This is a genomic window from Aquimarina macrocephali JAMB N27, assembly GCF_000520995.1.
In the GTDB taxonomy this organism is placed as follows: Bacteria; Bacteroidota; Bacteroidia; order Flavobacteriales; family Flavobacteriaceae; genus Aquimarina; species Aquimarina macrocephali.
In genome coordinates this window covers 207,094-228,126 of the sequence record NZ_JACA01000014.1, presented here as the reverse complement: position 1 = coordinate 228,126, position 21,033 = coordinate 207,094, and the positions used below count along the sequence as shown (strand labels likewise).

The 21,033-nt window shown below is 32.2% G+C and carries 23 protein-coding genes; 5 read left to right on the top strand and 18 right to left on the bottom strand.

Going from position 1 to position 21,033, the window contains the following annotated elements; translation table 11 throughout:
• The 3 genes from Z054_RS0111530 to Z054_RS0111520 form a co-directional block, all read left to right on the top strand.
• The coding region (locus tag Z054_RS0111530) for a T9SS type A sorting domain-containing protein (protein WP_024770222.1) at positions 1-339 on the top strand (339 nt) is incomplete at its 5' end.
• A gap of 561 nt (positions 340-900) precedes the next feature.
• Positions 901-2,151 (top strand): putative phage abortive infection protein, encoded by a 1,251-nt coding sequence (locus tag Z054_RS0111525; protein WP_024770221.1) that lies wholly within the window; start codon positions 901-903, stop codon positions 2,149-2,151.
• Between the two features lie 6 nt (positions 2,152-2,157).
• Positions 2,158-4,515: a DUF262 domain-containing protein gene (locus tag Z054_RS0111520; protein WP_024770220.1), complete on the top strand. Its 2,358-nt coding sequence runs from the start codon at positions 2,158-2,160 to the stop codon at positions 4,513-4,515.
• A gap of 799 nt (positions 4,516-5,314) precedes the next feature.
• Here the strand turns inward: Z054_RS0111520 and Z054_RS0111515 are convergent.
• Complete coding sequence (locus Z054_RS0111515) at positions 5,315-5,887, bottom strand: DUF4251 domain-containing protein (protein WP_024770219.1); 573 nt, start codon at positions 5,885-5,887, stop codon at positions 5,315-5,317.
• A 106-nt stretch (positions 5,888-5,993) separates the two neighbouring features.
• Positions 5,994-6,581: a hypothetical protein gene (locus tag Z054_RS0111510; protein ID WP_024770218.1), complete on the bottom strand. Its 588-nt coding sequence runs from the start codon at positions 6,579-6,581 to the stop codon at positions 5,994-5,996.
• A gap of 124 nt (positions 6,582-6,705) precedes the next feature.
• On the opposite strand from Z054_RS0111510, the gene Z054_RS0111505 reads away from it, so the two are divergent.
• Positions 6,706-7,917 (top strand): multidrug effflux MFS transporter, encoded by a 1,212-nt coding sequence (locus Z054_RS0111505; RefSeq protein ID WP_024770217.1) that lies wholly within the window; start codon positions 6,706-6,708, stop codon positions 7,915-7,917.
• Positions 7,918-7,925: 8 nt separating this feature from the next.
• Here the strand turns inward: Z054_RS0111505 and Z054_RS31705 are convergent, their stop codons facing one another.
• The 3 genes from Z054_RS31705 to Z054_RS32315 all read right to left on the bottom strand — a co-directional run bounded on the left by Z054_RS31705 (position 7,926) and on the right by Z054_RS32315 (position 9,655).
• Entirely contained in the window at positions 7,926-8,096 is a 171-nt protein-coding gene (locus tag Z054_RS31705) for a hypothetical protein (protein ID WP_161635283.1), read from the bottom strand.
• A 138-nt stretch (positions 8,097-8,234) separates the two neighbouring features.
• The gene (locus Z054_RS0111495; protein WP_024770216.1) at positions 8,235-8,495 is read right to left on the bottom strand and encodes a carboxypeptidase regulatory-like domain-containing protein; all 261 of its coding nucleotides are present in this window, start codon (positions 8,493-8,495) and stop codon (positions 8,235-8,237) included.
• 65 nt (positions 8,496-8,560) lie between these two features.
• Entirely contained in the window at positions 8,561-9,655 is a 1,095-nt protein-coding gene (locus Z054_RS32315; protein WP_024770215.1) for a trypsin-like serine peptidase, read from the bottom strand.
• Positions 9,656-9,911: 256 nt separating this feature from the next.
• Between Z054_RS32315 and Z054_RS30150 the strand changes: the two genes are divergently transcribed.
• Positions 9,912-10,499, top strand: coding sequence for a YceI family protein (locus Z054_RS30150; RefSeq protein ID WP_024770214.1), 588 nt, complete (start codon positions 9,912-9,914; stop codon positions 10,497-10,499).
• 28 nt (positions 10,500-10,527) lie between these two features.
• Here Z054_RS30150 and Z054_RS0111480 read toward each other — a convergent pair whose 3' ends face one another.
• From Z054_RS0111480 to Z054_RS0111420, 13 genes are all read right to left on the bottom strand, one after another.
• Positions 10,528-11,070 (bottom strand): 4'-phosphopantetheinyl transferase family protein, encoded by a 543-nt coding sequence (locus Z054_RS0111480; protein ID WP_024770213.1) that lies wholly within the window; start codon positions 11,068-11,070, stop codon positions 10,528-10,530.
• The gene (locus tag Z054_RS0111475) at positions 11,067-11,321 is read right to left on the bottom strand and encodes an acyl carrier protein (RefSeq protein WP_024770212.1); all 255 of its coding nucleotides are present in this window, start codon (positions 11,319-11,321) and stop codon (positions 11,067-11,069) included. The genes Z054_RS0111480 and Z054_RS0111475 overlap by 4 nt, the downstream gene beginning before the upstream one ends.
• A gap of 41 nt (positions 11,322-11,362) precedes the next feature.
• A complete protein-coding gene (locus tag Z054_RS0111470; RefSeq protein ID WP_394331059.1) occupies positions 11,363-12,640 on the bottom strand; it encodes a beta-ketoacyl-[acyl-carrier-protein] synthase family protein in 1,278 nt (425 codons plus the stop codon).
• The gene (locus tag Z054_RS0111465; protein WP_024770210.1) at positions 12,630-13,529 is read right to left on the bottom strand and encodes an alpha/beta hydrolase; all 900 of its coding nucleotides are present in this window, start codon (positions 13,527-13,529) and stop codon (positions 12,630-12,632) included. Before Z054_RS0111465 ends, Z054_RS0111470 begins: the two co-directional genes overlap by 11 nt.
• Before the next feature lie 9 nt (positions 13,530-13,538).
• Positions 13,539-13,976, bottom strand: a complete 438-nt coding sequence (locus Z054_RS0111460; protein WP_024770209.1) for a 3-hydroxyacyl-ACP dehydratase FabZ family protein — start codon at positions 13,974-13,976, stop codon at positions 13,539-13,541.
• Between the two features lie 12 nt (positions 13,977-13,988).
• Positions 13,989-14,468, bottom strand: coding sequence for a hypothetical protein (locus Z054_RS0111455; protein WP_024770208.1), 480 nt, complete (start codon positions 14,466-14,468; stop codon positions 13,989-13,991).
• Positions 14,469-14,478: 10 nt separating this feature from the next.
• Positions 14,479-15,270 carry an SDR family oxidoreductase gene (locus tag Z054_RS0111450; RefSeq protein WP_024770207.1) on the bottom strand — a complete coding sequence of 264 codons (792 nt, stop codon included), beginning with the start codon at positions 15,268-15,270 and terminating at the stop codon, positions 14,479-14,481.
• A 51-nt stretch (positions 15,271-15,321) separates the two neighbouring features.
• Positions 15,322-16,374: a type III polyketide synthase gene (locus Z054_RS0111445; RefSeq protein ID WP_024770206.1), complete on the bottom strand. Its 1,053-nt coding sequence runs from the start codon at positions 16,372-16,374 to the stop codon at positions 15,322-15,324.
• Between the two features lie 20 nt (positions 16,375-16,394).
• On the bottom strand, positions 16,395-17,114 hold the full coding sequence (locus Z054_RS0111440; RefSeq protein WP_024770205.1) for a methyltransferase domain-containing protein: 720 nt from the start codon (positions 17,112-17,114) through the stop codon (positions 16,395-16,397).
• Entirely contained in the window at positions 17,108-18,238 is a 1,131-nt protein-coding gene (locus Z054_RS0111435) for an NAD(P)/FAD-dependent oxidoreductase (RefSeq protein WP_024770204.1), read from the bottom strand. Before Z054_RS0111435 ends, Z054_RS0111440 begins: the two co-directional genes overlap by 7 nt.
• An 80-nt stretch (positions 18,239-18,318) precedes the next feature.
• Positions 18,319-19,011, bottom strand: a complete 693-nt coding sequence (locus Z054_RS0111430; RefSeq protein ID WP_024770203.1) for an OmpA family protein — start codon at positions 19,009-19,011, stop codon at positions 18,319-18,321.
• Positions 19,012-19,027: 16 nt separating this feature from the next.
• Positions 19,028-19,507, bottom strand: coding sequence for a lipocalin family protein (locus Z054_RS0111425; protein ID WP_024770202.1), 480 nt, complete (start codon positions 19,505-19,507; stop codon positions 19,028-19,030).
• Between the two features lie 200 nt (positions 19,508-19,707).
• Positions 19,708-21,027 carry an MFS transporter gene (locus Z054_RS0111420; protein ID WP_024770201.1) on the bottom strand — a complete coding sequence of 440 codons (1,320 nt, stop codon included), beginning with the start codon at positions 21,025-21,027 and terminating at the stop codon, positions 19,708-19,710.
• Positions 21,028-21,033 lie beyond the last annotated feature (6 nt).

Here is a 21,033-nt window from a genome sequence, read left to right as displayed (position 1 = left end):
GATAATGATGGTGTTGTCAATGATAAAGATTCATGTGCTAATACACCCTTAAACATAGAAGTAGACAATGAAGGGTGTCCTGTAATCATTCAACAATCCTTAATTGTGTATCCAAACCCTTTTAAAGATAATATATCAATTAGTATTCCAGATATCAAAATAGATGAAACTACAGTTGATGTATACATATATGATTTACAACAAAAATTAGTTTTAACTAAAACATGTTCTATTTTAAATAGTGAAATAGAAGTTTCGTTGAGTGATGTTCCGAATGGAATATATTTTATAAAAATAGAAAGAGAGACTCCTATCTTTTTAAAAATAATCAAACAGTAAACATAGTTTTACATCCAGCAAAGGCATAGAAATTTTTTCGTAGAAAAATTTTATGCTCTTGCAGTTATAATAACGAGAATCACGTAAAAACTTTTTGCACGTATGTTTTATCGAATACGCAATTTATAAGCTACCCATATGAAATAGAATTACTGTGGGATATTTTACACGAGTTTTTATAATTGATCACAAATCAATTATAAAAAGCTGCGGGTTGATGTGGCTGGGAACATTATAGCTACTAATAATAAACTTGCGTGTCGTAAAACGGCTTTGATATAATATCAAATACGCGGTATCCGCCGTTTTACTTATATCATACATTTGTACTATAATGTACTTGCGTTATGTCACTTTGCTTTGGACAAAAGCAAAGTTTATTTCCTCTACATTTTCTTTAAAAGTTTTCTAACGAAAAGTTCATTTAAAAAAAGGTAATGCAACACTTATTATACGAGCCGACGGCAGGAGGGGAGTGTAATGTGTGTGGAATGGGATTAAATTTATTGCATTTAAATTTTTTCGAAATTATTATGTTATATTTAATGCTTATATCTTCTAATGAAAACTACACCAAATCAAGACAAAAATAAGACCTTAAAAATAATTATAATACCAAGTATTATAGCTTTAATTTTTGCGATATCACTTTTTCTTTGGAAACGTAACTTCTTTGATTTTGACTCAACTGTAGACGCAGGAATGCTTGGAACTTTAGGGGATTTTGTAGGTGGAGTAATTGGTTCTATTTGGGCATTGGTTGGAGTGATTTTATTTTATTTAGCTTTAAAAGAGCAGAGAAGAGATATTGCAACAAATCAAAAAGCACTAGCTAAACAAATTGAAGCATTAGAAATACAAACAAATGAATTTAAATTGCAAAAAAATGAATTAATTGAGTCAAGAAAAGTATTTATTGAACAGTCAAAAACATTAAAAAAACAGCAATTTGAATCTACATTTTTTTCAATGCTAAAATTGTACAGTGACAACATTAGAATTCTAAATTCAAGATATTCTAATGGAGAAGATTATTTTATAGAATTCATAAAAAATTTATTATCTAAAGTAAAAATATCTAATAGTCCTTTAGATAATCATAAGGAGACTTTAGAAACATATAATGAACTTTTTTTTGATTGTAAAGATGATATTTCTCATTATTTCAGAATAGTATACAGACTTGTGAAATTCATAGATAATAGTACTATGTCTGATGATGATAAAAAAATGTATTCTAAAATATTACGTTCTCAATTTTCGGAAAAAGAATTGCTTATGCTTTATTATAACTCATACACAGTTTTTGGAACTAAATTTTATCCTTTAATTTTAAAGTATAATTTATTGAAACATTTGCCAAATGATTCTAAAATTGAATTTAAAAATTTGGTTTGCAGTAAAGTTAAGATGGATTTCAATAGACTTTTATTAATACAAGAACTATCTAATTATTTAAAATCATACTTTAAAGAGTTTAAACAATTAATGAAACAAGAGGTTATTAATGAAGAAGATTTTCCTTTTGAAAGGTCTGTGAAAACAGAAGATTCTTCAATGATCATTCACGTTATAGCAGATGAATTAACAGAAATAAAAATTTCTTTTTTGAATATAAAAGATGACATAATAAAAGACAAATATGATTTAGATTTGAATAACTTTATGGAATATGTTCTACATCATTTATATCATAAATTTGTCTTTGCAACATATAATGATTTAGAAGAATTAGATTTTAATATTTCTGAAAATTTAGATTCAAACAATGTCAAATATTTAATTACAAGTATTAAAGGGGTTTCACTATAAATAATTATGGAAAATAAATCAATAACATCACAATTATCTCAAAAAGAGTTTGAAGGCATTTTTAAAAACAATATGAAGATATCTTCATATTCAATGTCTATAAAAACACTCTTTAGCGATAGAATGCAAAAAAAGATTGACTACAATCCATATTACCAAAGGAATTATGTTTGGGATAGAGCTAAAGCTACTTTCTTTATAGAAAGTATATTATTAGGTACAGATATACCTCCATTAATCTTCTTTAATTCTGGTGGGAAAATAGAAGTTATTGATGGTAGACAGAGGTTTGAAACTATGAAAAAATTTAAAGAAGGTGATTTATCTCTAAACATAAAAGGACTTTTAGAATTATCTCAATTAAAAAATAACACTTTTAACAAACTTGATGATGATATACAGGGAATATTTGAAGATGTTAAAATAAGGATTTTTGAGTTTGAAGTAATTAATGAACCTAAATTATCTGAATATGTTGAAGATAAAATTAAAAAAGAAATATTTAGAAGATATAATTCGGGAATTACAGCTTTAAATACTTCTGAAATAGATAATGCTGTTTATGACGATGATAAAATCACAATTGAATTCAAAAAAATTCTTAAAGAAAATAAAGGATTAACTGCCAGAATTACTGAAACTTTTCTTGGTAAGAAATTTAAAGATAAAAATATTGATTTCTCTAAAATTTTACAGTTATTAAGAAAACATTTTGTTCTAACAAGTTTTCCAATTTCTCATTATGCAAGAACAAATAATAGACAAAATACACTTAAGCTTTTGTATGATGTTGTCCAAGAAAACAAAATAGTTGATTCTTCTTTAATAATTGATTTCTTTGAAAATATTAAATTAGTATTAACCTTAAAAGACTTTTTTCATAAAAATGGGTTTGAAGGAAACAAAACCTTATATGAATGCATATTATGGGCGATTTGTATTCTCAAAATTGAAGTTGTTCCTGAATTGAAAGAATTTACAGAAGAAGAAAAAAGGAAACTTCTAAATCATTATATCAACAATAAAGAAGCTTACAACACTGATTTTTATCATTATTATAAAGAAATAATTAATCGCTTTACTGATACTGCACAGATTTTCAAAAGTATTTTTTCTTTTGATTTTAAAGATTATATAAGAGATGAAAAATTTAATGCTAAAGTAAAATCTTTAAAACAAAGTGAAAATCAAGCCAAACTAAAATTAGATGAACTTTCTACCTTAAGAGTAAATAAACCAGATCCTTCATTTATTCCTGTTGAAGAGTTAATTAACGATTTACAAACTAAAAGATATTTAGTAAGACCTACTTATCAAAGACAAGAAAGAATAAACGAATATAAGGCTTCTGCAATTATAGAAAGTATAATATTGGGTATCTATTTACCTCCAATTTTTATTTACAAAAACAAGAATGGAGTTAAAGAAATAATTGATGGTCAGCAAAGGATACTGTCTATTTTAGGGTTTCTAGGAAAACAATATCTAAATGAAAATAATAAGTTAGTTTTCTCAAAAAATAATAATTATAAACTTCGTGGATTAAAAGTTATTAAAGAAATTAATGGATTTAGATATAGAGATTTAGATGAAAATGAATATCAAGAAAAGATTTTAGATTTTAAATTACAATTAATTGAGATTGATAGCGCAATTAATGAGAATTTCCAACCTGTTGATTTATTTATTAGATTAAATAATAAACCTTATCCGATTAAAGAAAATTCATTTGAAATGTGGAATTCTTTTGCTGATAAAGAAACTATAAAATTAATTAGAGAAATAACTCAAAAATACGTTTCCTGGTTCTACATAAAGAGTACAGACAAAAAGTACTTTATAGATAGGATGGAGAATGCAGAATTAATAACAATATTAGCATATATAAATTATAATAATAAATACAGAAAGGATTATAAAAGTGTTGGATATTATAATAGAAAAGACAAAATAACAGGAAGAATTGGGGACAAGAAAGATGTATCGAATATCGTTGAAAGATTATCTGTAAATGCTCTTATGAAAGATAATTTTATTCAATGTGTAAAAGAAATCGAAACATTTATAATTTTATTATCAAAAATTTTGGAAGAAAAGGATTTAAAAGAAAAATTGAATTCCTTATTTAATGTTGGAAAAGCTAAAAGATCAAAAATTGACTTTTATCTCCTTTATGATTTATTGCAAAATATACCTATTGATAAATATAAGCATCTAGAAATAAAAGATTTAAATGACGATATTTCACTTTTATCTTCTATTCTAAAGAATACAGAACAGAATTTAATTAATGATGATTACAAAACGAATTTTTTATCTGTAAAAGAAAAATTGGTTTCGAAATATCAAACATTAGTTAATTAGTTAAATGTAGGTTCTCTTATTATGTAAAATAGAACCTAAAAGTTTAAAAAACGGCCTCATAAAACTTTGGTACAAACAATAGGCAAAGGAGCGTCAATATTTTAGAGGTCTAGTACTAAGGTTTAATCAAAGTAATACATATTTATTCTAGTTGTAAACGATCTTATGAGTTAGAATGTTTTCTAAAATATAGCGACTGCGCCGTACATTGTTTCCAAAGTTTTGTGCAGCCTTGATTTTTTTGTTTCTTTTTTTATCAAGAAAAAAAGATAATGCAAACTCTTAGAAAGTCTAATCTGTGTTCCTAAGATAGCATGTGCATAGAAATTATCTCGTTAGAGTAATTTTATGCTTATGCGGGAACATCACGAGAATCGCATGAAAACTTTTTTTACGTATGATTGATCAAATATGGGATTTATAAGCTACCTAAAAGTTTTGTTTTTTTGGCGTTGGCTATGCGGTAGGAAATTGTGTATAAAAATAAATGCCATAACAGGCATTTAAATTTTTATAAAACAATCGAGCGCATAGGCAGCGGCAATTTTACATAACGGCAAATTATAGTTACAAATATAAACGTGAGGTTTAATCATAAACGCCTTAAAAGAAATATTAATGACCCAAGTAGCTAATATTGCTATGAAATAGAATCACTGTGGGATATTTTACATAATACTACATTATAGTTACAATAGAACTATAAAAGCCAATTTGCTATACTATACATTTGTACTATAATTTATATTATGTAAAATAGAATATTTGAATACTTCCCTGTTATTGATTTAAACTATTACTAATTATTCGATACTGCGGTATTATTTTTCTCTTCCAGCTTTAATACCTTACCTCTATATCGTATCGATGTTCGGTGATTACTCTGTATCATGATATCACTTCTCAAATTTGGATATAGTGTTACCGATACTCTAAGCCATTCTGTAGCATTCCTAATTCCAAATTTCATCAAGTACCGTTGTTTTTTCTCATCATAAGTAACCTTAACATCTTCTGGCACGCCATCAAATTCTATATTATTGTTCCTATTGTTAAAGCCTGCAGATATTCGACGTTCTCCATAGTATGGTAAATACACAGAGATACTATCTCCCAGGATTCTAAAATGATTAAAATTTCCGATCAGATTTATATTATTTGCTGTACTTCCTGCAGGAAATAAACCACTATTCGACAACGCATTAAGACTGCTAGTTGCTAACGGTGCTGCCCAATCCGAGATGATTTCGAGTTTTTTTTGTGCTACTAATTCATCTAAAGCCTTACTTTTCTCTGTAGATACCTCCAGATTTTGTGAGCTTCCGCAACTAATTAGTAAACAGCTTGTAAGTATTAAAAAAAGAGTTTTCATTTTTATTGAGAATATACTAATAATTGCATCAAATAGTATACCATTTTTTAAAATATTAACACATAAAATGCAGTAAATCAGATTATAAATAGGATATTTTCAGTCTCTAAAACCTATATCTTCCTCGTACATATAATAAATTTGGGGTTCCATAATACCCAAATTCAGATGTGCCAAAGTCTAGATTATGATTTACCTCTAAAGAAAAATTAGCATCAAAATCATACCCCATACCATACATAAACCTAGTCCGTAATAACGGAACTTTTATTATATCGTGAACATCTGCATTTCGTGTAAGTTCTATTTCCAAACCAGAAAAAAGACGAAATTTATTTGTTAAATGTAATTTTCCTCTAATCGGCATTTTAAAAACATCTGCAGACAGATATGTATCATTATACCCCTGTAATTCTATAAACAAATTTGAATTTACTTCATAATTAATTGTAAAATATGCATGCTGTTCACGACTTGATAGCCCAGAATATGAAAACCCACCGATTACCAATTTTGATTTCTCATCTACCACCCCATTTGCATCTGTTTCTTTTTCTTGTGCATATATTTGTTTTCCAGATAAGAAAACAGAAAATACAACTACTCCTACTACAAGAACAGTATACCTTTTCCTAGGTATTCGAAACAGTTTTAACCTTTGTTTGTTGTATCTTAAAGCGTCACTATTTTTCATAATTAAGTGATGATATTGGTTAAAAAATACTATTCGCATAAAAGACTATCAAAAATGATGTAGCGTTACAGAATATAACATTCTACTATAATTCTTTGTGGGTCAAATACGTTACTTTTGCCAGATGCAAAAAAATAAGTTAGCCCAGTTTGAATTTGTTACTCTGATGGCATCCCTAATGTCTATTGTTGCTTTGGCTATAGATGCACTTTTACCAGCACTGGACATCATAGGAATTACCATTGGTACCCGACAGATTGCAGACAATCAATTATTAATTACCATGATTTTTCTGGGCCTTGGTATTGGTCCATTAGTTTTTGGTCCTATATCAGATAGTATCGGTAGAAAACCAGTCGTGTATGTGGGGTTTGTACTTTTTATTATAGCAAGCTTTATTTGCATTTTTGCTACAAGTGTAGAAATGATGGTGTTAGGTCGGATTCTACAAGGTATTGGACTATCTGCCCCCAGAACCATTGCTATTGCCATGATTAGAGATATTTATAGTGGTGATTATATGGCACGTATCATGTCGTTTATTACTGTAGTCTTTATTTTGGTGCCGATTATAGCCCCTGCATTGGGGAAATTTGTGTTAGATCATTATGATTGGCAAGCAATATTTTATATACAAGTGCTATTTAGTTTACTCGTGTCTTTTTGGTTTTGGAAACGGCAAGCCGAGACCCTGGAAATATCTAAACGGATTAAGTTTACATCTACTATTTTTATGGATGGCCTAAAGGAATTAATGCAATACAAAACGACTATGGGGTATACTCTTATTTCTGGTTTTATTGTGGGATCTTTTATGGTTTATCTAAGTACCTCTCAACAAATTTTTGAGCAGCAATATCAGTTAAAAGAAGAGTTTCCGTATATCTTTGGTCTTTTGGCAATCTCGATAGGTTCTGCTATTTTCTTAAACGGAACACTGGTATTAAAATATGGTATGGAGAAATTGGTTACCACTTCTCTACTCGCATTTTTTGGAATTTCTCTTTTGTATATCGTGTTATTTTATAATTCTTCAAATCCAAGTGTAGAGGTTCTATTGCTATTCTTCGGAATGCAGTTTTTTGCTATTGGATTTTTGTTTGGAAATTTAAGGGCTTTGGCCATGCAACCAATTGGTCATATTGCAGGGATCGGTGCTGCAATTACAGGTTTTGTTTCTACGATTATGGCTGTTCCTATTAGTACTTATATCGGGAGGTTTGTTTTAAACACTACCCTACCTCTATTTATAGGCTTTTTGGTTTGCGCACTACTTTCAATTGTAATTCTTGTGTATATAAAAGTAGCAGTAAAAAAACAGAGTGTTACTCGCTAGGAAAGCGATTACCTGCGTTCATTATGCTCTTTACTTTCTTCTGGGATAGATAAATCACCATTTCCAGCAATGGCAAACTGGTCTCTTTTTGATCCATATCCAAAATTAGAAGACCTACGGTATTTATTCTGGAAATCTGCGAATCGTCTTTTTCTAGTGGGTTTTTCTTTACTATTCATAGTGGAAAGTTTTAGCGAATCATGCGGTTAATAATTAATTCTCTTTCTAAGTTATCATTTTTTTTTAATTTTAGTCTACTCATTCGCAGTACTTTATATTTATTTTAAGATACGTACGAACAATCCTTCTTTTAGGATTTAGAGTTCAATTAAAATTTTCTGTTCTTCATTTGTATTTAGTAGTATTGAAATTTTCCTGTTTGCATACCCTTCTGCGATAATGAGTATATCATATTTTCCCGGTGTTAGATCATTCCAAAAAAAAGCCCCAACATCATTGGTCACTTGTGCTATATCTACTAACCTTGTCATCCCAGTGATAGTTAAAGTTATCACTGCTTCTTCTATAGGTTTTTTAGATTTCTGTTCTATTATTTTTCCTCTAATTGCGGCTCCCATTGATATTTTGTTTATTAAAGAATGAGCATTCTCTTATAAAATGCTCATTCTTTCTATTTTACTTACTATTTATATTTGTTTTTCCAGTTTTTAAGATTTTTAAATACTGGTTTTGTAATTCGGGTAGCAGAATTACCCAATGAATATCCATTGGTATGAATTCCTACAACATAACGTTTGCCATTCTTGATTCTCCATACCGGAGATCCGCTTTGCCCCCCTGCTGTATCAATATTATATACGAGAGTCCTTGATGTAACAGTTTTAATTTTTCTGGCATGCCACCATTGTGTACCAGCAGGCTTATCACCAGGATACCCAGAAAGGTTTACTTTTAGTCCTAATAAATCAAAGAAACCATAATTTCCATATCCAAAATACCCTACTTTGTTACCATACTTACAGTTTTTTGGTAGTATGATAGCTCCATAGTCATGACTTCGTTTTTTACTCTTGGTCCATCCTTTAACCGAATGGAAATGAGAAGATTTACATGACCCGTATGGTTTTTTGGCACCATTTCTTCCTGGTATTACTTCGATACTCTTGGCCCAGCCCCCATGCTTATGCATATAGACCACATGACCAGCAGTAATGACTGTACGAGGACCGATAAGAAACCCCGTACCAATCCAACTAGTACCATCTTTGGCTTTAATTCTTAATGAACAGATGGCTCGCCAAGGATACTTGGTTGTTCCTTTAATTTGTTTACGATCATCTTTACCAATGACTACTTCCTGCATCATTTTTTTACCACTTTCACTGCGCATTAGCATAGCAGCAGTTGGATCTCCAAATTCTGCATAATACGCATCCAATACATTTTCATCATTATCCTCTTCTTCGTTTTCCTGCTCTTCTAGCACCGAATAATCATATCCTGAAACCTTTTCCAGAGTTCCGTCTTCGGTTTGAGAGCCTTCTGTGGCACCACTTTCATTTCCTTCAAAAGGAGTTTCCAGATCTTCAAAATCCTGATCTCCTCCACTACTTTCACTACTCACCTCCAGGTAATCATTAGCATACTCTTCTGTTTCTTCACCCAGAGTATCATCAAATTCGTCGGTTTCTATTAGGTCACCTGTTCCTTCAAAAGATTCTTCGATAACCGCTGTCTCATCAGTGATCTGATCTTCATATATTCCATTTTTCTTCATGATTTGTGTCTTTATAAAATTTGTTTGTACTATAGAGTTTCTTCTGCATTAGCCCTCTATTTCTTTTAAATTGCAATTTTATTCAAGAGCAAAAGTATAAACAATCACAATAATCAAAAAGAGTTAAATAGCTATAAATCAATAAGTTGAATAACTATTAGTTTTATAGGTAAATGATGGTGTACTATTGGGGTAAATAAACCCTTGGAATGATTCTTGATTATTTCTAACTTAGTAAAATTATAATTATCCCCCTATGAGAATATTTCTCTACATATTGATTAGTATTGTGTATATACAAGGATTTGGGCAAGATATCATTCCTAATGTCACACAGTTACCGACCAGTCCGACTTCTGATTATGCATTAATCAATGATTATCAAGGTATCGTTTTTGACAAAGAGAAGTCAAGAGTTTCTTTTGATTTTATAGAAGATAAAACTTCTGGTACGATTGCTGGATTAGATTTTAAGATTAATTTCAACCCTAAAGACCCGGAGAATTCGGCTTTTAAAGGTACTGCCCTTATTAATACACTAGACACTGATAATTTTTTACGTGATGGACACTTAATGTGGGAAAAATTCTTCTATAGAAAAAAGTATCCAAAAATAAGCTTTACAAGTACTGATGTTGTTTCTTTTGATACCAATACTTATAAGGTTATAGGTAATCTTACCATCAAAGGAACACAAAAAGAAGTGATTATCACATTCTCTCTTGATGATAAAAAATTATTGGGTAAAACAACTATTTATTCTAGTGATTTTGGTGTGAATATTCACGATGAGCGCGAAAAGAATAAATTAGATATACGGTTTTATTTTCCGATACTTCAATAAAGAAAGCAGCACTGCTTTTGTTTAATTGTTAAACTGAAACGACAAATGCCGAGTATTTTCCGTGATGTGTTATAGATATTGGCAATTGCATTGCTGTTTGGTTGATATTTACTATCGGTATTCCGTTACTATCTTTAGTTAAACAAATCAGAGAAGCATCTACATTAAGCTTTCTCGTAATAATTTCTTTCAATTTAGAGTGTATATTCATTGGTTTATCATATACCGAAGAGCGATAATCTATATCAGACCCCATAGCAATGGTATACACATATTCATTTTGGGTTTCAGTAACCGTTTTATAACTGTAATTATCCACATAGACCTCTCCTTTTGGTCTACATCTAAAACTTTGGGGGTTGTACCTGCTAGGAAGGTTAAATCGCCTTTGGTGAGCTTTATATGCCGCCTCTTTCATGCTCCAAAATTTCCAGATCAGTAATTCTATCTTTTCTGAAGCTAAAATATATTGCTGCTCCTGAATTGTAAATATTTTTTGAAGCCACCCTCTTCTCTGCCAATCACTCTGTGTATTGGCCAATTGAAGATCTACAATATCATTACCAATCATTTGGAAGCTAATTTATCTTCTATAACAGCAATTGAAGCTTTAATAGTTAACATCTTCTCCATAGACTCATTATCAATCTCAATATCGAATTCATCTTCAACATCAAGTACTACATCTACCAGATTTGCAGAATTAATTTCCAGGTCTTTTATAAAATCAGTGTTTTCGGTAAGGGTATTAAGCCCTTCTTCATTTTGCACATACGGAGTAATGATTGTTTTTAATTTAGAAAGTAATTCTTCTTTTGTCATAATCTAATTTGAGTTGATTCAATACTTATTTTAATACTACTTTATGTGTATTTCTTAAAGATAACGCAAGCGTTTACATCTCCAAATCCAAAACTAGCTTTTGCTATAATTTTGGGAGAATAGTCAAATGTTTTGGTGGGAATTCGATCTCTGGATACCAAATTTTCTATTTCGGGATGTAAATCTTCACAATTTACATTCCCAAAGATGAAGTCTTCTTTTAATTGTAATACAGTTGCTACACTTTCTATACTACCAGAAGCCGCCAGGCAATGCCCTACCATACTCTTAAGCGAATTGATATACGGAAAATCTTGTCCCTTTCGCCCTAAGGCAATACACCAATTTTGTATTTCGACACTATCCATCGTTGTGGCGGTCAAATGACCATTGATGGCATCGATTTCTCCCGGATCTATTTCTGCATTGGTTACCGCTTTACGAATACAATGTTGTACTGCTTCGCTATTAGGAGCTGTCATACTTCCTCCTTTACGTTGTCCACCACTATTTACATGTCCACCTAAAATTTCTGCATAAATTGGAGCTCCTCTTTTTTGGGCACTATCCAGGCTTTCGATAACCAAAGCCCCTGCTCCACTCCCGGGAACAAAACCACTAGCTGTAGCGCTCATAGGGCGCGAAGCACTGGTAGGATCTTCATTATACTTATATGGAAGGATACGCATAGCATCAAAACCTCCCCATACATAAGGCCCACTATCATTTGTACTACCAGCCAGAATGATTTCTGCTTTACCATCGCTTATTCGATCATAAGCCATCAAAATAGCTTCGGTACCTGTACTACAAGCCGAAGAATTAGTGGTAACCACATTTCCGCATCCCAACATACCTCCTAAAAAAGCACTAATACCACTGGCCATAGTTTGAATAACTGTAGTACTACCCAACCTTCTTACTTTACCTTCATCTACTTTATAAATGGCTTCTCGAAATTTATCTACACCTAATATTCCGGTTCCAAAAATAACACCAGCATCCCAAAGTGGTGTTTCAGAATCATTGATAGGTAACTTGGAATCTTTCCAAGCATCCATACCAGCAATAACTCCATACTCCATACCAGAAGCATTCAATCCGCGTAATTGAATAGAGCTAAAGTAATTATTTAAATAATCTTCTTTATATATTGGTAAACCAGCTATTTGACATGAAAAATTAAGATGATTTAATTCATCAATATACTCTATACCACTTACTCCATTACGAACGTGATTTTTAAACACTGAAACGTTCGTTCCATTTGGAGCAACTACACCTAAACCTGTTATAACTACACGCCTTCTATTCATCATTCATAGCTGAGTTAATAATCGATACTATTTTCTTTATAGCAATTTTAGCTTCAGACAGTATAGGTAGTATTGGCCATATATGAGGCATTCCTTTTCCTTTAATAACTTCTATTTTACCATGAACTTTTTTCACTTTATCTATTAGCACCTCTTGATCCGGAGTACATATGTCATTCGTAGCAGTAAACAGGTGCACTGGTGGAAAATCATTAAAATCACCATATACAGGGGAAATCAATTGATCTTTTAATGAAGATTGACCTGCACACATCTTCTTTGCAGATTTCACTCCTTTCACACTAAGAATAGGATCTATCAAATCAATTTCTTTAATTTTTGGATTTGTTAAGCTGGCATCCATCATAGGTGTAATCGCTATTAATCTATCGGGAAGTGTATGCTCTTCTTTTAGCAATCGCTGTGTAAGAGTCATAATCAAATTTCCCCCTACAGAATCACCTATTAAAATAATTCTAGAAGGATTATATGCTTTTGTAGCTTCCAGATATACCTGATATATGCTTTCTGTTATCGTTTTAATAGTGTTTTCCGGCGCTTTTGGATAATCTACCATCCAAGTGTGAGAATGTGCTTGTTTTGCGATTTTAGCGATTGCTATCCAGTTTTCCCGAGTTGGACCATAAACAAAAGCCCCACCATGACAATACAACAATAAGAAATCTGTATTGGCATCTCTTGGAACAATACTAGTCACTCTACTACCACATATCTCTTTGGTTTCAAACGTACTACCCAACAAAAGCTTTGCATTTGGGGCGTGTACGTCTTGTTTTCTTTTTTTGCGATAATCAATAGGATCCTTAGACCAGGATTGCTTTTCTCCTTTCAGCTTAAGAACTAATTTCACTAACGAATACCCTATACTCATCTCTTTATTTTATTTTCTAAAAGCCACTCCCGCTACAATACCTTTAGCAACTAACACATCCTTAGAATTATACATTGCTACTTTGCATTTTAACTTATTAAATCTAAAATATTCTTTATTAGCAATTACAGTCACTTTCTCTTCAGGATAAACGGGTTTATAAAAATTAATATCACTATTGGTCATTGCCACTCCAAAATCAGCTTTGTCCCACTCCCCTTTTAAAAGATAAATCCCAAAACATGCCATCCCAATTTGAGCCATACATTCGGTAAGTATCACTCCCGGCGTAATAGGATTATCTTTAAAATGTCCTGCGTAGAAATATTCATCCTTTAGAAACGTATAGCTTCCTTTGATATGATCATCATCGATTTCCAGAATTTCATCTACAAACAAAAATGGTTTGCTATAGGGTAATTTTTGTATAATATCTTCTATAACCAAAATTAAACGAGTTTAAAATGCGCATCCATCCGGAAGCGGTTGTTTTATTTCTAAATTATTAGCAAATTCACTATCCAGCATACTTTCTGTAAATCCTTCATTTACACTTCCCTTAAACACTTTATTACCGTACTTACTGGTGTTCATATGTGCACGCACATACACTATTTGATCTTTTTTAATAGGAACCGGCCCGCCTGACCGTATAAAAGGTTGCTCATTCACATGGCTATGTCCTAAAATTCTTCTATAAAGCAATTCTCCATCTTCAGAAATAACTTCCCACCAATCTGCATATTGATTACATCCTGTATCCGGACTCTTGATACCAACACTAAAAGAATATTTACTTTCTTCTCCGTTAACAGAAACACTACTGATTTCTGCTTTACCACCAGTAGTACTGATATCACTCTCTATTGTCCCGTTATCCTCTTTGCAAGACATTATGTAGAGCACCAGGGGCAAACACAAAATTACTATATTTTTCATTTTATTTGTTTTAGTTTAAATGTTCTCCTCCATTCACTGGTATTACACAACCATTAATCCAGGAAGCTTCTTCCTTGCATAGCAAATACACCACATTAGCCACATCTTCTGGTGTCGTAATTCGATTAAACGGGTTACGCTGCTGGCTATGAGCTATAATCTGCTCATGACCGGGTATCATTCGTAAAGATTGAGTATCGACTGCTCCAGGTTGCAGACAATTGGCTTTAATGCCATATGGAGCAAACTCTAGTGCTATACTTCTGGTAATCGCTTCGAGAGCTACTTTGGCTGCAGATACAGCTGCATAATTTTTCCAGGCCTTGGTATTTCCTTCACTGGTAAAAGAAATAATTCTTGTATCTTCTGCAAACAATGCTGCTTTAAAAATCGATGTAACCCAATCATAAAGACTAATTGCCATAGCATCAATTGTTAAATGAAAATCATCATTCTTTAATACATGCTCGGCATCTATCATAGGCTTTAGATTTCCTTTTGCAACACTATGCACTACTGTTTTTACTCGTCCTTCATCTATAGTATCTTTTATTTCAGTAATAGCTTCTATTCGTTTTTCTGGTTTCAAAAGATCTATATTAAACGAAAGAAAACCAACTCCAGTTTCTCTTATTGTTTCAAAATCAGCTTCAATATGATTCATTTCACTTTTGCGATTGCGATGCACAATAACAATATTCATCCCATGTAAAGCTAGTTTTTTGGCAGAGGCTAAGCCTAAACCACTACTACCACCCAAGATGAGTGCCCATTCATTTTTATCTGTAAAATCTTTATTCACACGTTTCGTTTAAAAAAGTTTTGCTTTCGCGGAAATGAAAAATAGTCTTTTTTACCATTCCAGCAATATTCTTTGCGCAGAAAATCCTGGTCCAAAACTAAGCATAAGTCCTGTTTCTCCTGGCGCCGGGTTTTGCTCTATGAACCGCTCTAATACATACAACACAGTGGCGCTACTCATATTACCGTATTCCATCAGAACAGCTTTTGTATCCTCGATATTCTTTCCCAAATGCCCAAAAAGCTCTTCTACGGTCTGTACTATCTTTTTCCCACCGGGATGAAAAATAAGATGATCTACCTCTTCAATGGTCTTGTTATATTTTGCAAGGAAAGGATGAATTACATTAGGAAAATGAGCCGCAATGGTCTCTGGTACTTTAGGATCTAATATCATTTGCAAGCCTCCGTTAGTTAGTTTAAAACCCATCATTGTTGTTGCATCATAAAAATGATACATTTCGTCTCCTATAATTTTTGGACCTATAGCATCTTCTTCAGATGATAATAATGTACACGCCGCTCCATCACCAAAAATAGCAGCACTTACCATATTAGTCATACTATGGTCATCCAGCTGAAATGTAGCTGTAGGTGACTCTATAGCAATTACTGCTGCTCTCTTTCCTGGATTGGCCTGTAGAAAGTTTCTTGCATAAATAATTCCCGAAACACCTGCTGCACATCCCATTTCTGTAACAGGTAATCTCACAATATCTTGTTTGAGATTAAGATCATTAATAATAAATGCATCAATTGAAGGGATCATAATACCCGTGCAACTTACAGTGATGATGTAATCCAGAGATTTAGGATTCCAATCCACTTTTTCTAATGCTTTTTTTAAGACAGAGGTTCCTAATTTCTTTACTTCTCGAATATAGATATCGTTTTTCTCCTCAAAAGAAGTAGCCGAAAACACTTCTTCGATACTCATGATCCCATAACGTCGATCTACTGCAGCATTTTCAAAGATCTTAATCACTTTACGTTTGAAACGATCATTCTCGCCCGATAACCATTGAGAAACAAAGGGTAATATCTCTTTTGTCTCTCGCATATACTGCGGGAGTTGCTTGGTTACAGTAGTTATTTTTACACTCAAATTATCTTACTTTTTTAATTTTACTCACTTGTGATTTTTATAATCCACCGATACCGAAAAGCCCATTTCCAATCCACTTTGTAATCTTGTAGATGAAGTACTTTGGCAAAATATAATAACTCTTGTTTTTTGAATCCTCTTTTTATAGAAACCAATCCATCATTTTTTGCAACATATCCTTTAATAAAAAAGAAACTGAATACTTTAAAAAGATAGTATGCCAGTCTACTACGATGAAGGTCATTAATTACTACTGCAGTTGTTGCCAGGTCAACTGCTTTTTTCATAACTTTTTTGATTTCCTCGTCTCTAAGATGATGCAATGTTAATGTGCAAATAATGATGTCACAAGAAAATTCTGCCCCCTCAATTTCTAAAATATCTTTGTTGAAAAATGATATTTCAGGATATGAAGTGCTTGATTCAATAGCATAATCTAAACACCTATTATTCAGATCAATACCAATTAATTTTATATTCTTTTTTTCTTTTTTAAATGAATCAGAAATAGCTCTTAGCATTTCACCATCACCACAACCTAAATCAAGAATTGTAATCTCTTGTGATGGATTCTGATTTTTAACCAATGTGTGCACAGCTTTAATAGTAATTGCATTACCTCCCAGCCATTTATTTACTCTCGAAATATCAGATAATGCTCGTTGCAAAGCCTTTTCTTCAACCTCTGGGTTATCCATGAGTTCTACCTCATTACTCCTATATTGTAAATTTGCTAGCATATCAAGGGCTCTCCGTGGGTTTGTTTTATAATTTTAGGTACAATAGCCGGTATTGTATTAGCTATTGTGTAAGAAAGCTCTTGTAGCCTGCCATTTAATAAGATTTTTTGTAACGCTCTACCAGCATATAATCTTTTAGAAAATGCTTTATTCCATTGCTTGGTGTAGTCTATTTCTATTACTTTTCTTGGGGTGATCAAACCCTGATCATAATTTTTTATTAGCAACTCACTAAGTATCTGGGCACTTTGTATTGCCATTGCCATACCATTACCGCAAAGAGGGTGAATTAAGCCAGCTGCATCTCCAGTCATAAAGACGTGATCTTCAACAGGTTTTTTCTTATCAAAATTTATCTGACTTATAGTAATTGGTGTATTAAACAATGATTCTGCGCTTTTAAAAAATGTATTTAAATGCGGATTTTTGCACAGGACTTCCTTTTGAAAGATACCTAAATCTTTATATTTTTTAAAACTATCATAGGTAGCCAGATAACAAGCATTTACAACATTATTCTCTACCATAGAAAGACCGCAGTATCCTCCTTCAAAATTATGCAGTGAGACCGTATTCGAATCAAAGTCGGTCTTGTAATGTGCCTTAACGGCTAGCCAAGGGGATTTTCGATAACTAAAACTTCGTTGCAGTGTTTTATCAAGTTGAGTTCGTTTTCCATAAGCACCAATAACATAATCACTGGTTAATACTCGATTACCAGCCGTTTTAATCCGAAAACTATTATTATGATAGTGCACATCTGTTACCTGATCACATAGTAATTGCACTCCTGCTACTGCTGCTTTTTTCCAAAGATAGTGGTCTAGAACATATCTGCTAACTCCAAAACCACCCAAAGGTAATGTGCTTTGTATGCATTTTCCTTTTTGTGTAGTTATATTAAATTTTGAAATCCTGGTAGGTTGTAAAGCATCAATGTCTATATCCAAAAAATCAAAATATGGTAACACTTCGTTAGATATATATTCACCACATACTTTGTGTTTTGGATACGTATTCATTTCGATAAGTGTAACAGGAACACCTGCCTTAGCCAAGTGAATAGCATTGGTTAATCCGGCAAGCCCTCCGCCAATGATTATTATGTGTGAATACGTGTCCAAGTATTGAAGATACATTAAAAATTAAGCATAAAAAAATCCCGACTGTATAGTCGGGATTTTAAATGTTTTATTACAAAAGTTTATTGTTTTACTTGCTTTTGTGCATCTTCTTTCATCTTATCATTAGCAACAATACCAAGCTCAACTCTTCTGTTTTTAGCTCTTCCTGCCGGAGTTGCATTATCATACTTTGGAAGTGTCTCTCCGTGAGCATAAGTCGTTAGACGACTTATGCTTATCCCTTGAGATACCAGATAATTTGTAACAGCATTTGCTCTTTTTTGAGATAATGACATATTATAACTATCATCACCTGTACTATCAGTATGTCCTTCTACAATAATATTAGTATCTGGATATTCTTTAAAAATACCTGCTAGTTTCTTAAGATTTGTTTTTGATTTTGAATTGATATCAGATTTATTGGTAGCAAAATATACTCCACTATTCTCATCAAATACTACATCAATACCTTCTCCTACTCTTGTTACTTCGGCTCCTGGTATTTCTGACTCAATCTTCTGAGCTTGTTTATCCATTTGCTTACCGATAACACCACCAGCAACACCTCCTACAACACCACCAATTACGGCGCCAAGGGCAGAGTTCTTGTTTTTTACATTATTTCCTATAATTCCACCTATTACAGCTCCAGCTGCAGTACCAATTACAGCTCCTTTTTGTGTGTTATTTGAGTTTTTAACGGCCTCACAACTTGTTAAAATTGTAACAGCCATTACGGCAACCACTATTTTTTTAAGATTTGTCTTCATCATTTATAGATTTGAGTTATTGTAATTTATTAAAATTCATAGTGATTACAAAAGGCTTCCCTTCTAGACTTACAGTCATTTTCCATGTCATTGTAGCATCATCAAGGTGATCTAATAGCATTCTGTAACCAGCATTATTATTTGTGCTTTTTTTCTTTTCGTTTATTGGTTTAAACATAAAGTAATACTCTCCATTACCTTCTGGCTTAGGAATTGTAAATCTAAAGTTTCTTGCACCTGTAGAAACACAACTACTTTGATTTACTTCGTACTTTCCTGTATTATTATTTGGGATAAATTTCCATACACTTCCAGTAAAGCATTCAGCAGAGGCATCATTATACAGATTTACTTCAAATATTCCTTGACGGTCATAAGAGATTTTATCAAGAGACCACTCTCCTTTCAGAGTCTTTTTTGCTGCAATAACGGTTTGTTGAGTAGTATTACAGGAAGCTAGTAGTACAACTACTAACGCTAACATAAGTTTTTTCATTGTCGTGAGTTTTATTATATAAAAATAGCTAATAACGATAACGTTTACAATATTATTATATTTCAAAAGGATTTTTAATTATCATTGGCTAAGTAATCTTAAAAACTAGATAAAATACACAAAAAAAGGACAAAAGATTCTTCCTTGCTTTTATCCATTTTTTTACTATTATAAAAACCTTACAAGATTTTATTGTGCTATCATTCTGTTCTCGGTACTCTAAATAATAAGACAAGACCCACAACAAAGAAAAGGATAAGAAAAAGAATCGAATATCGTACACTCCCTGTTACCTGAGCGATAATCCCGTAAGAGAACATCCCGATTACTATACCTATTTTTTCGGATACATCATAAAAACTAAAGTATGAGGCTGTATCAATAGCGTCTTCTGGTAATAATTTTGAATATGTAGATCTAGATAATGCTTGTATACCCCCCATAACCAAACCTACAATTGCAGCGGTAACATAAAACTCTGATGGTGTAGTAATTGTATAGGCATATACACAAATACCGATCCAGATAAAATTAATCACGATCAATGTTTGTATGTTTCCGAATTTTGAAGAAGCTTTAGAAGTAAGATATGCTCCTAGTACAGCCACAAGCTGAATTAACAGGATACTTATGATTAACCCGGTAGTAGGATTTTGTTCTCCCCAGTCCAATTCTTCGATACCGAAATACGTAGCAATAAGCATAATGGTCTGTACAGCCATACTATATACAAAAAACGCACTTAGATACCTACGAAGTTTTATGTCGTTCTGAAGTGCTTTCCATATCATTTTCAACTCTTTAAAACCATTAAAAACGACAGCTTTGGTTAGTACATCTTTCTTATTCCCTTTTGGTAGATAATAATAGGTGTACTGGCTAAATGCAATCCACCAAACTCCTACCATAATAAAAGATAATCTGGTTGGCACTCCTTCACTTTCAAAACCAAACCAGTCATATTTTAAAATCATGACAAGATTAATGATCAATAAAATCACACTTCCGATATATCCAAGAGAATACCCCTTGGCACTAATAGCATCTTGTTGTTCTGGAAATGCGATATCTGGTAAATACGAGTTATAAAATACTAAACTGGCCCAAAAACCAATTAAAGCCAAAAAGTAACATAATAATCCAAACCAAAGGTGTTCGAGATTAAACCAATAAAGTCCAATACAAGAAATAGCTCCTAAATAACAAAAGAATTTAAGGAAGTTTTTCTTATTACCTACATAATCAGCTATTCCTGAAAGTAAGGGGCTAATTATTGATACCGTTAGAAATGCTAAAGCGGTAACATAACTTATTAAAGAATCATTATTAAAATCATAGCCTAAGAAATGCACTGTATCATTAACAATATCTCCCTGATCATTTCTAACTATGGTTAGTGCTCCCCAAAAAATCGGAAAAACGGCTGAAGAAATCGTTAAATTATATACAGAATTTGCCCAATCGTAGAATGCCCAGGCATTTAATAATTTCTTATGCCCCTTTGGTAGTAGTTTACTCATTATGCT

What these genes read in the sequence shown, in the direction of transcription:
- Z054_RS0111505 (WP_024770217.1), top strand. Translation starts at nt 6,706, where the DNA reads ATGCAAAAAAATAAGTTAGCCCAGTTTGAATTTGTTACTCTGATGGCA.
- Z054_RS30150 (WP_024770214.1), top strand. Translation starts at nt 9,912, where the DNA reads ATGAGAATATTTCTCTACATATTGATTAGTATTGTGTATATACAAGGA.
- Z054_RS0111520 (WP_024770220.1), top strand. Translation starts at nt 2,158, where the DNA reads ATGGAAAATAAATCAATAACATCACAATTATCTCAAAAAGAGTTTGAA.
- Z054_RS31705 (WP_161635283.1), bottom strand. Translation starts at nt 8,096, where the DNA reads ATGAATAGTAAAGAAAAACCCACTAGAAAAAGACGATTCGCAGATTTC.
- Z054_RS0111455 (WP_024770208.1), bottom strand. Translation starts at nt 14,468, where the DNA reads ATGAAAAATATAGTAATTTTGTGTTTGCCCCTGGTGCTCTACATAATG.
- Z054_RS0111525 (WP_024770221.1), top strand. Translation starts at nt 901, where the DNA reads ATGAAAACTACACCAAATCAAGACAAAAATAAGACCTTAAAAATAATT.
- Z054_RS0111470 (WP_394331059.1), bottom strand. Translation starts at nt 12,640, where the DNA reads ATGATGAATAGAAGGCGTGTAGTTATAACAGGTTTAGGTGTAGTTGCT.
- Z054_RS0111430 (WP_024770203.1), bottom strand. Translation starts at nt 19,011, where the DNA reads ATGAAGACAAATCTTAAAAAAATAGTGGTTGCCGTAATGGCTGTTACA.
- Z054_RS0111440 (WP_024770205.1), bottom strand. Translation starts at nt 17,114, where the DNA reads ATGCTAGCAAATTTACAATATAGGAGTAATGAGGTAGAACTCATGGAT.
- Z054_RS0111495 (WP_024770216.1), bottom strand. Translation starts at nt 8,495, where the DNA reads ATGGGAGCCGCAATTAGAGGAAAAATAATAGAACAGAAATCTAAAAAA.
- Z054_RS0111515 (WP_024770219.1), bottom strand. Translation starts at nt 5,887, where the DNA reads ATGAAAACTCTTTTTTTAATACTTACAAGCTGTTTACTAATTAGTTGC.
- Z054_RS0111425 (WP_024770202.1), bottom strand. Translation starts at nt 19,507, where the DNA reads ATGAAAAAACTTATGTTAGCGTTAGTAGTTGTACTACTAGCTTCCTGT.
- Z054_RS32315 (WP_024770215.1), bottom strand. Translation starts at nt 9,655, where the DNA reads ATGAAGAAAAATGGAATATATGAAGATCAGATCACTGATGAGACAGCG.
- Z054_RS0111475 (WP_024770212.1), bottom strand. Translation starts at nt 11,321, where the DNA reads ATGACAAAAGAAGAATTACTTTCTAAATTAAAAACAATCATTACTCCG.
- Z054_RS0111480 (WP_024770213.1), bottom strand. Translation starts at nt 11,070, where the DNA reads ATGATTGGTAATGATATTGTAGATCTTCAATTGGCCAATACACAGAGT.
- Z054_RS0111510 (WP_024770218.1), bottom strand. Translation starts at nt 6,581, where the DNA reads ATGAAAAATAGTGACGCTTTAAGATACAACAAACAAAGGTTAAAACTG.
- Z054_RS0111420 (WP_024770201.1), bottom strand. Translation starts at nt 21,027, where the DNA reads ATGAGTAAACTACTACCAAAGGGGCATAAGAAATTATTAAATGCCTGG.
- Z054_RS0111465 (WP_024770210.1), bottom strand. Translation starts at nt 13,529, where the DNA reads ATGAGTATAGGGTATTCGTTAGTGAAATTAGTTCTTAAGCTGAAAGGA.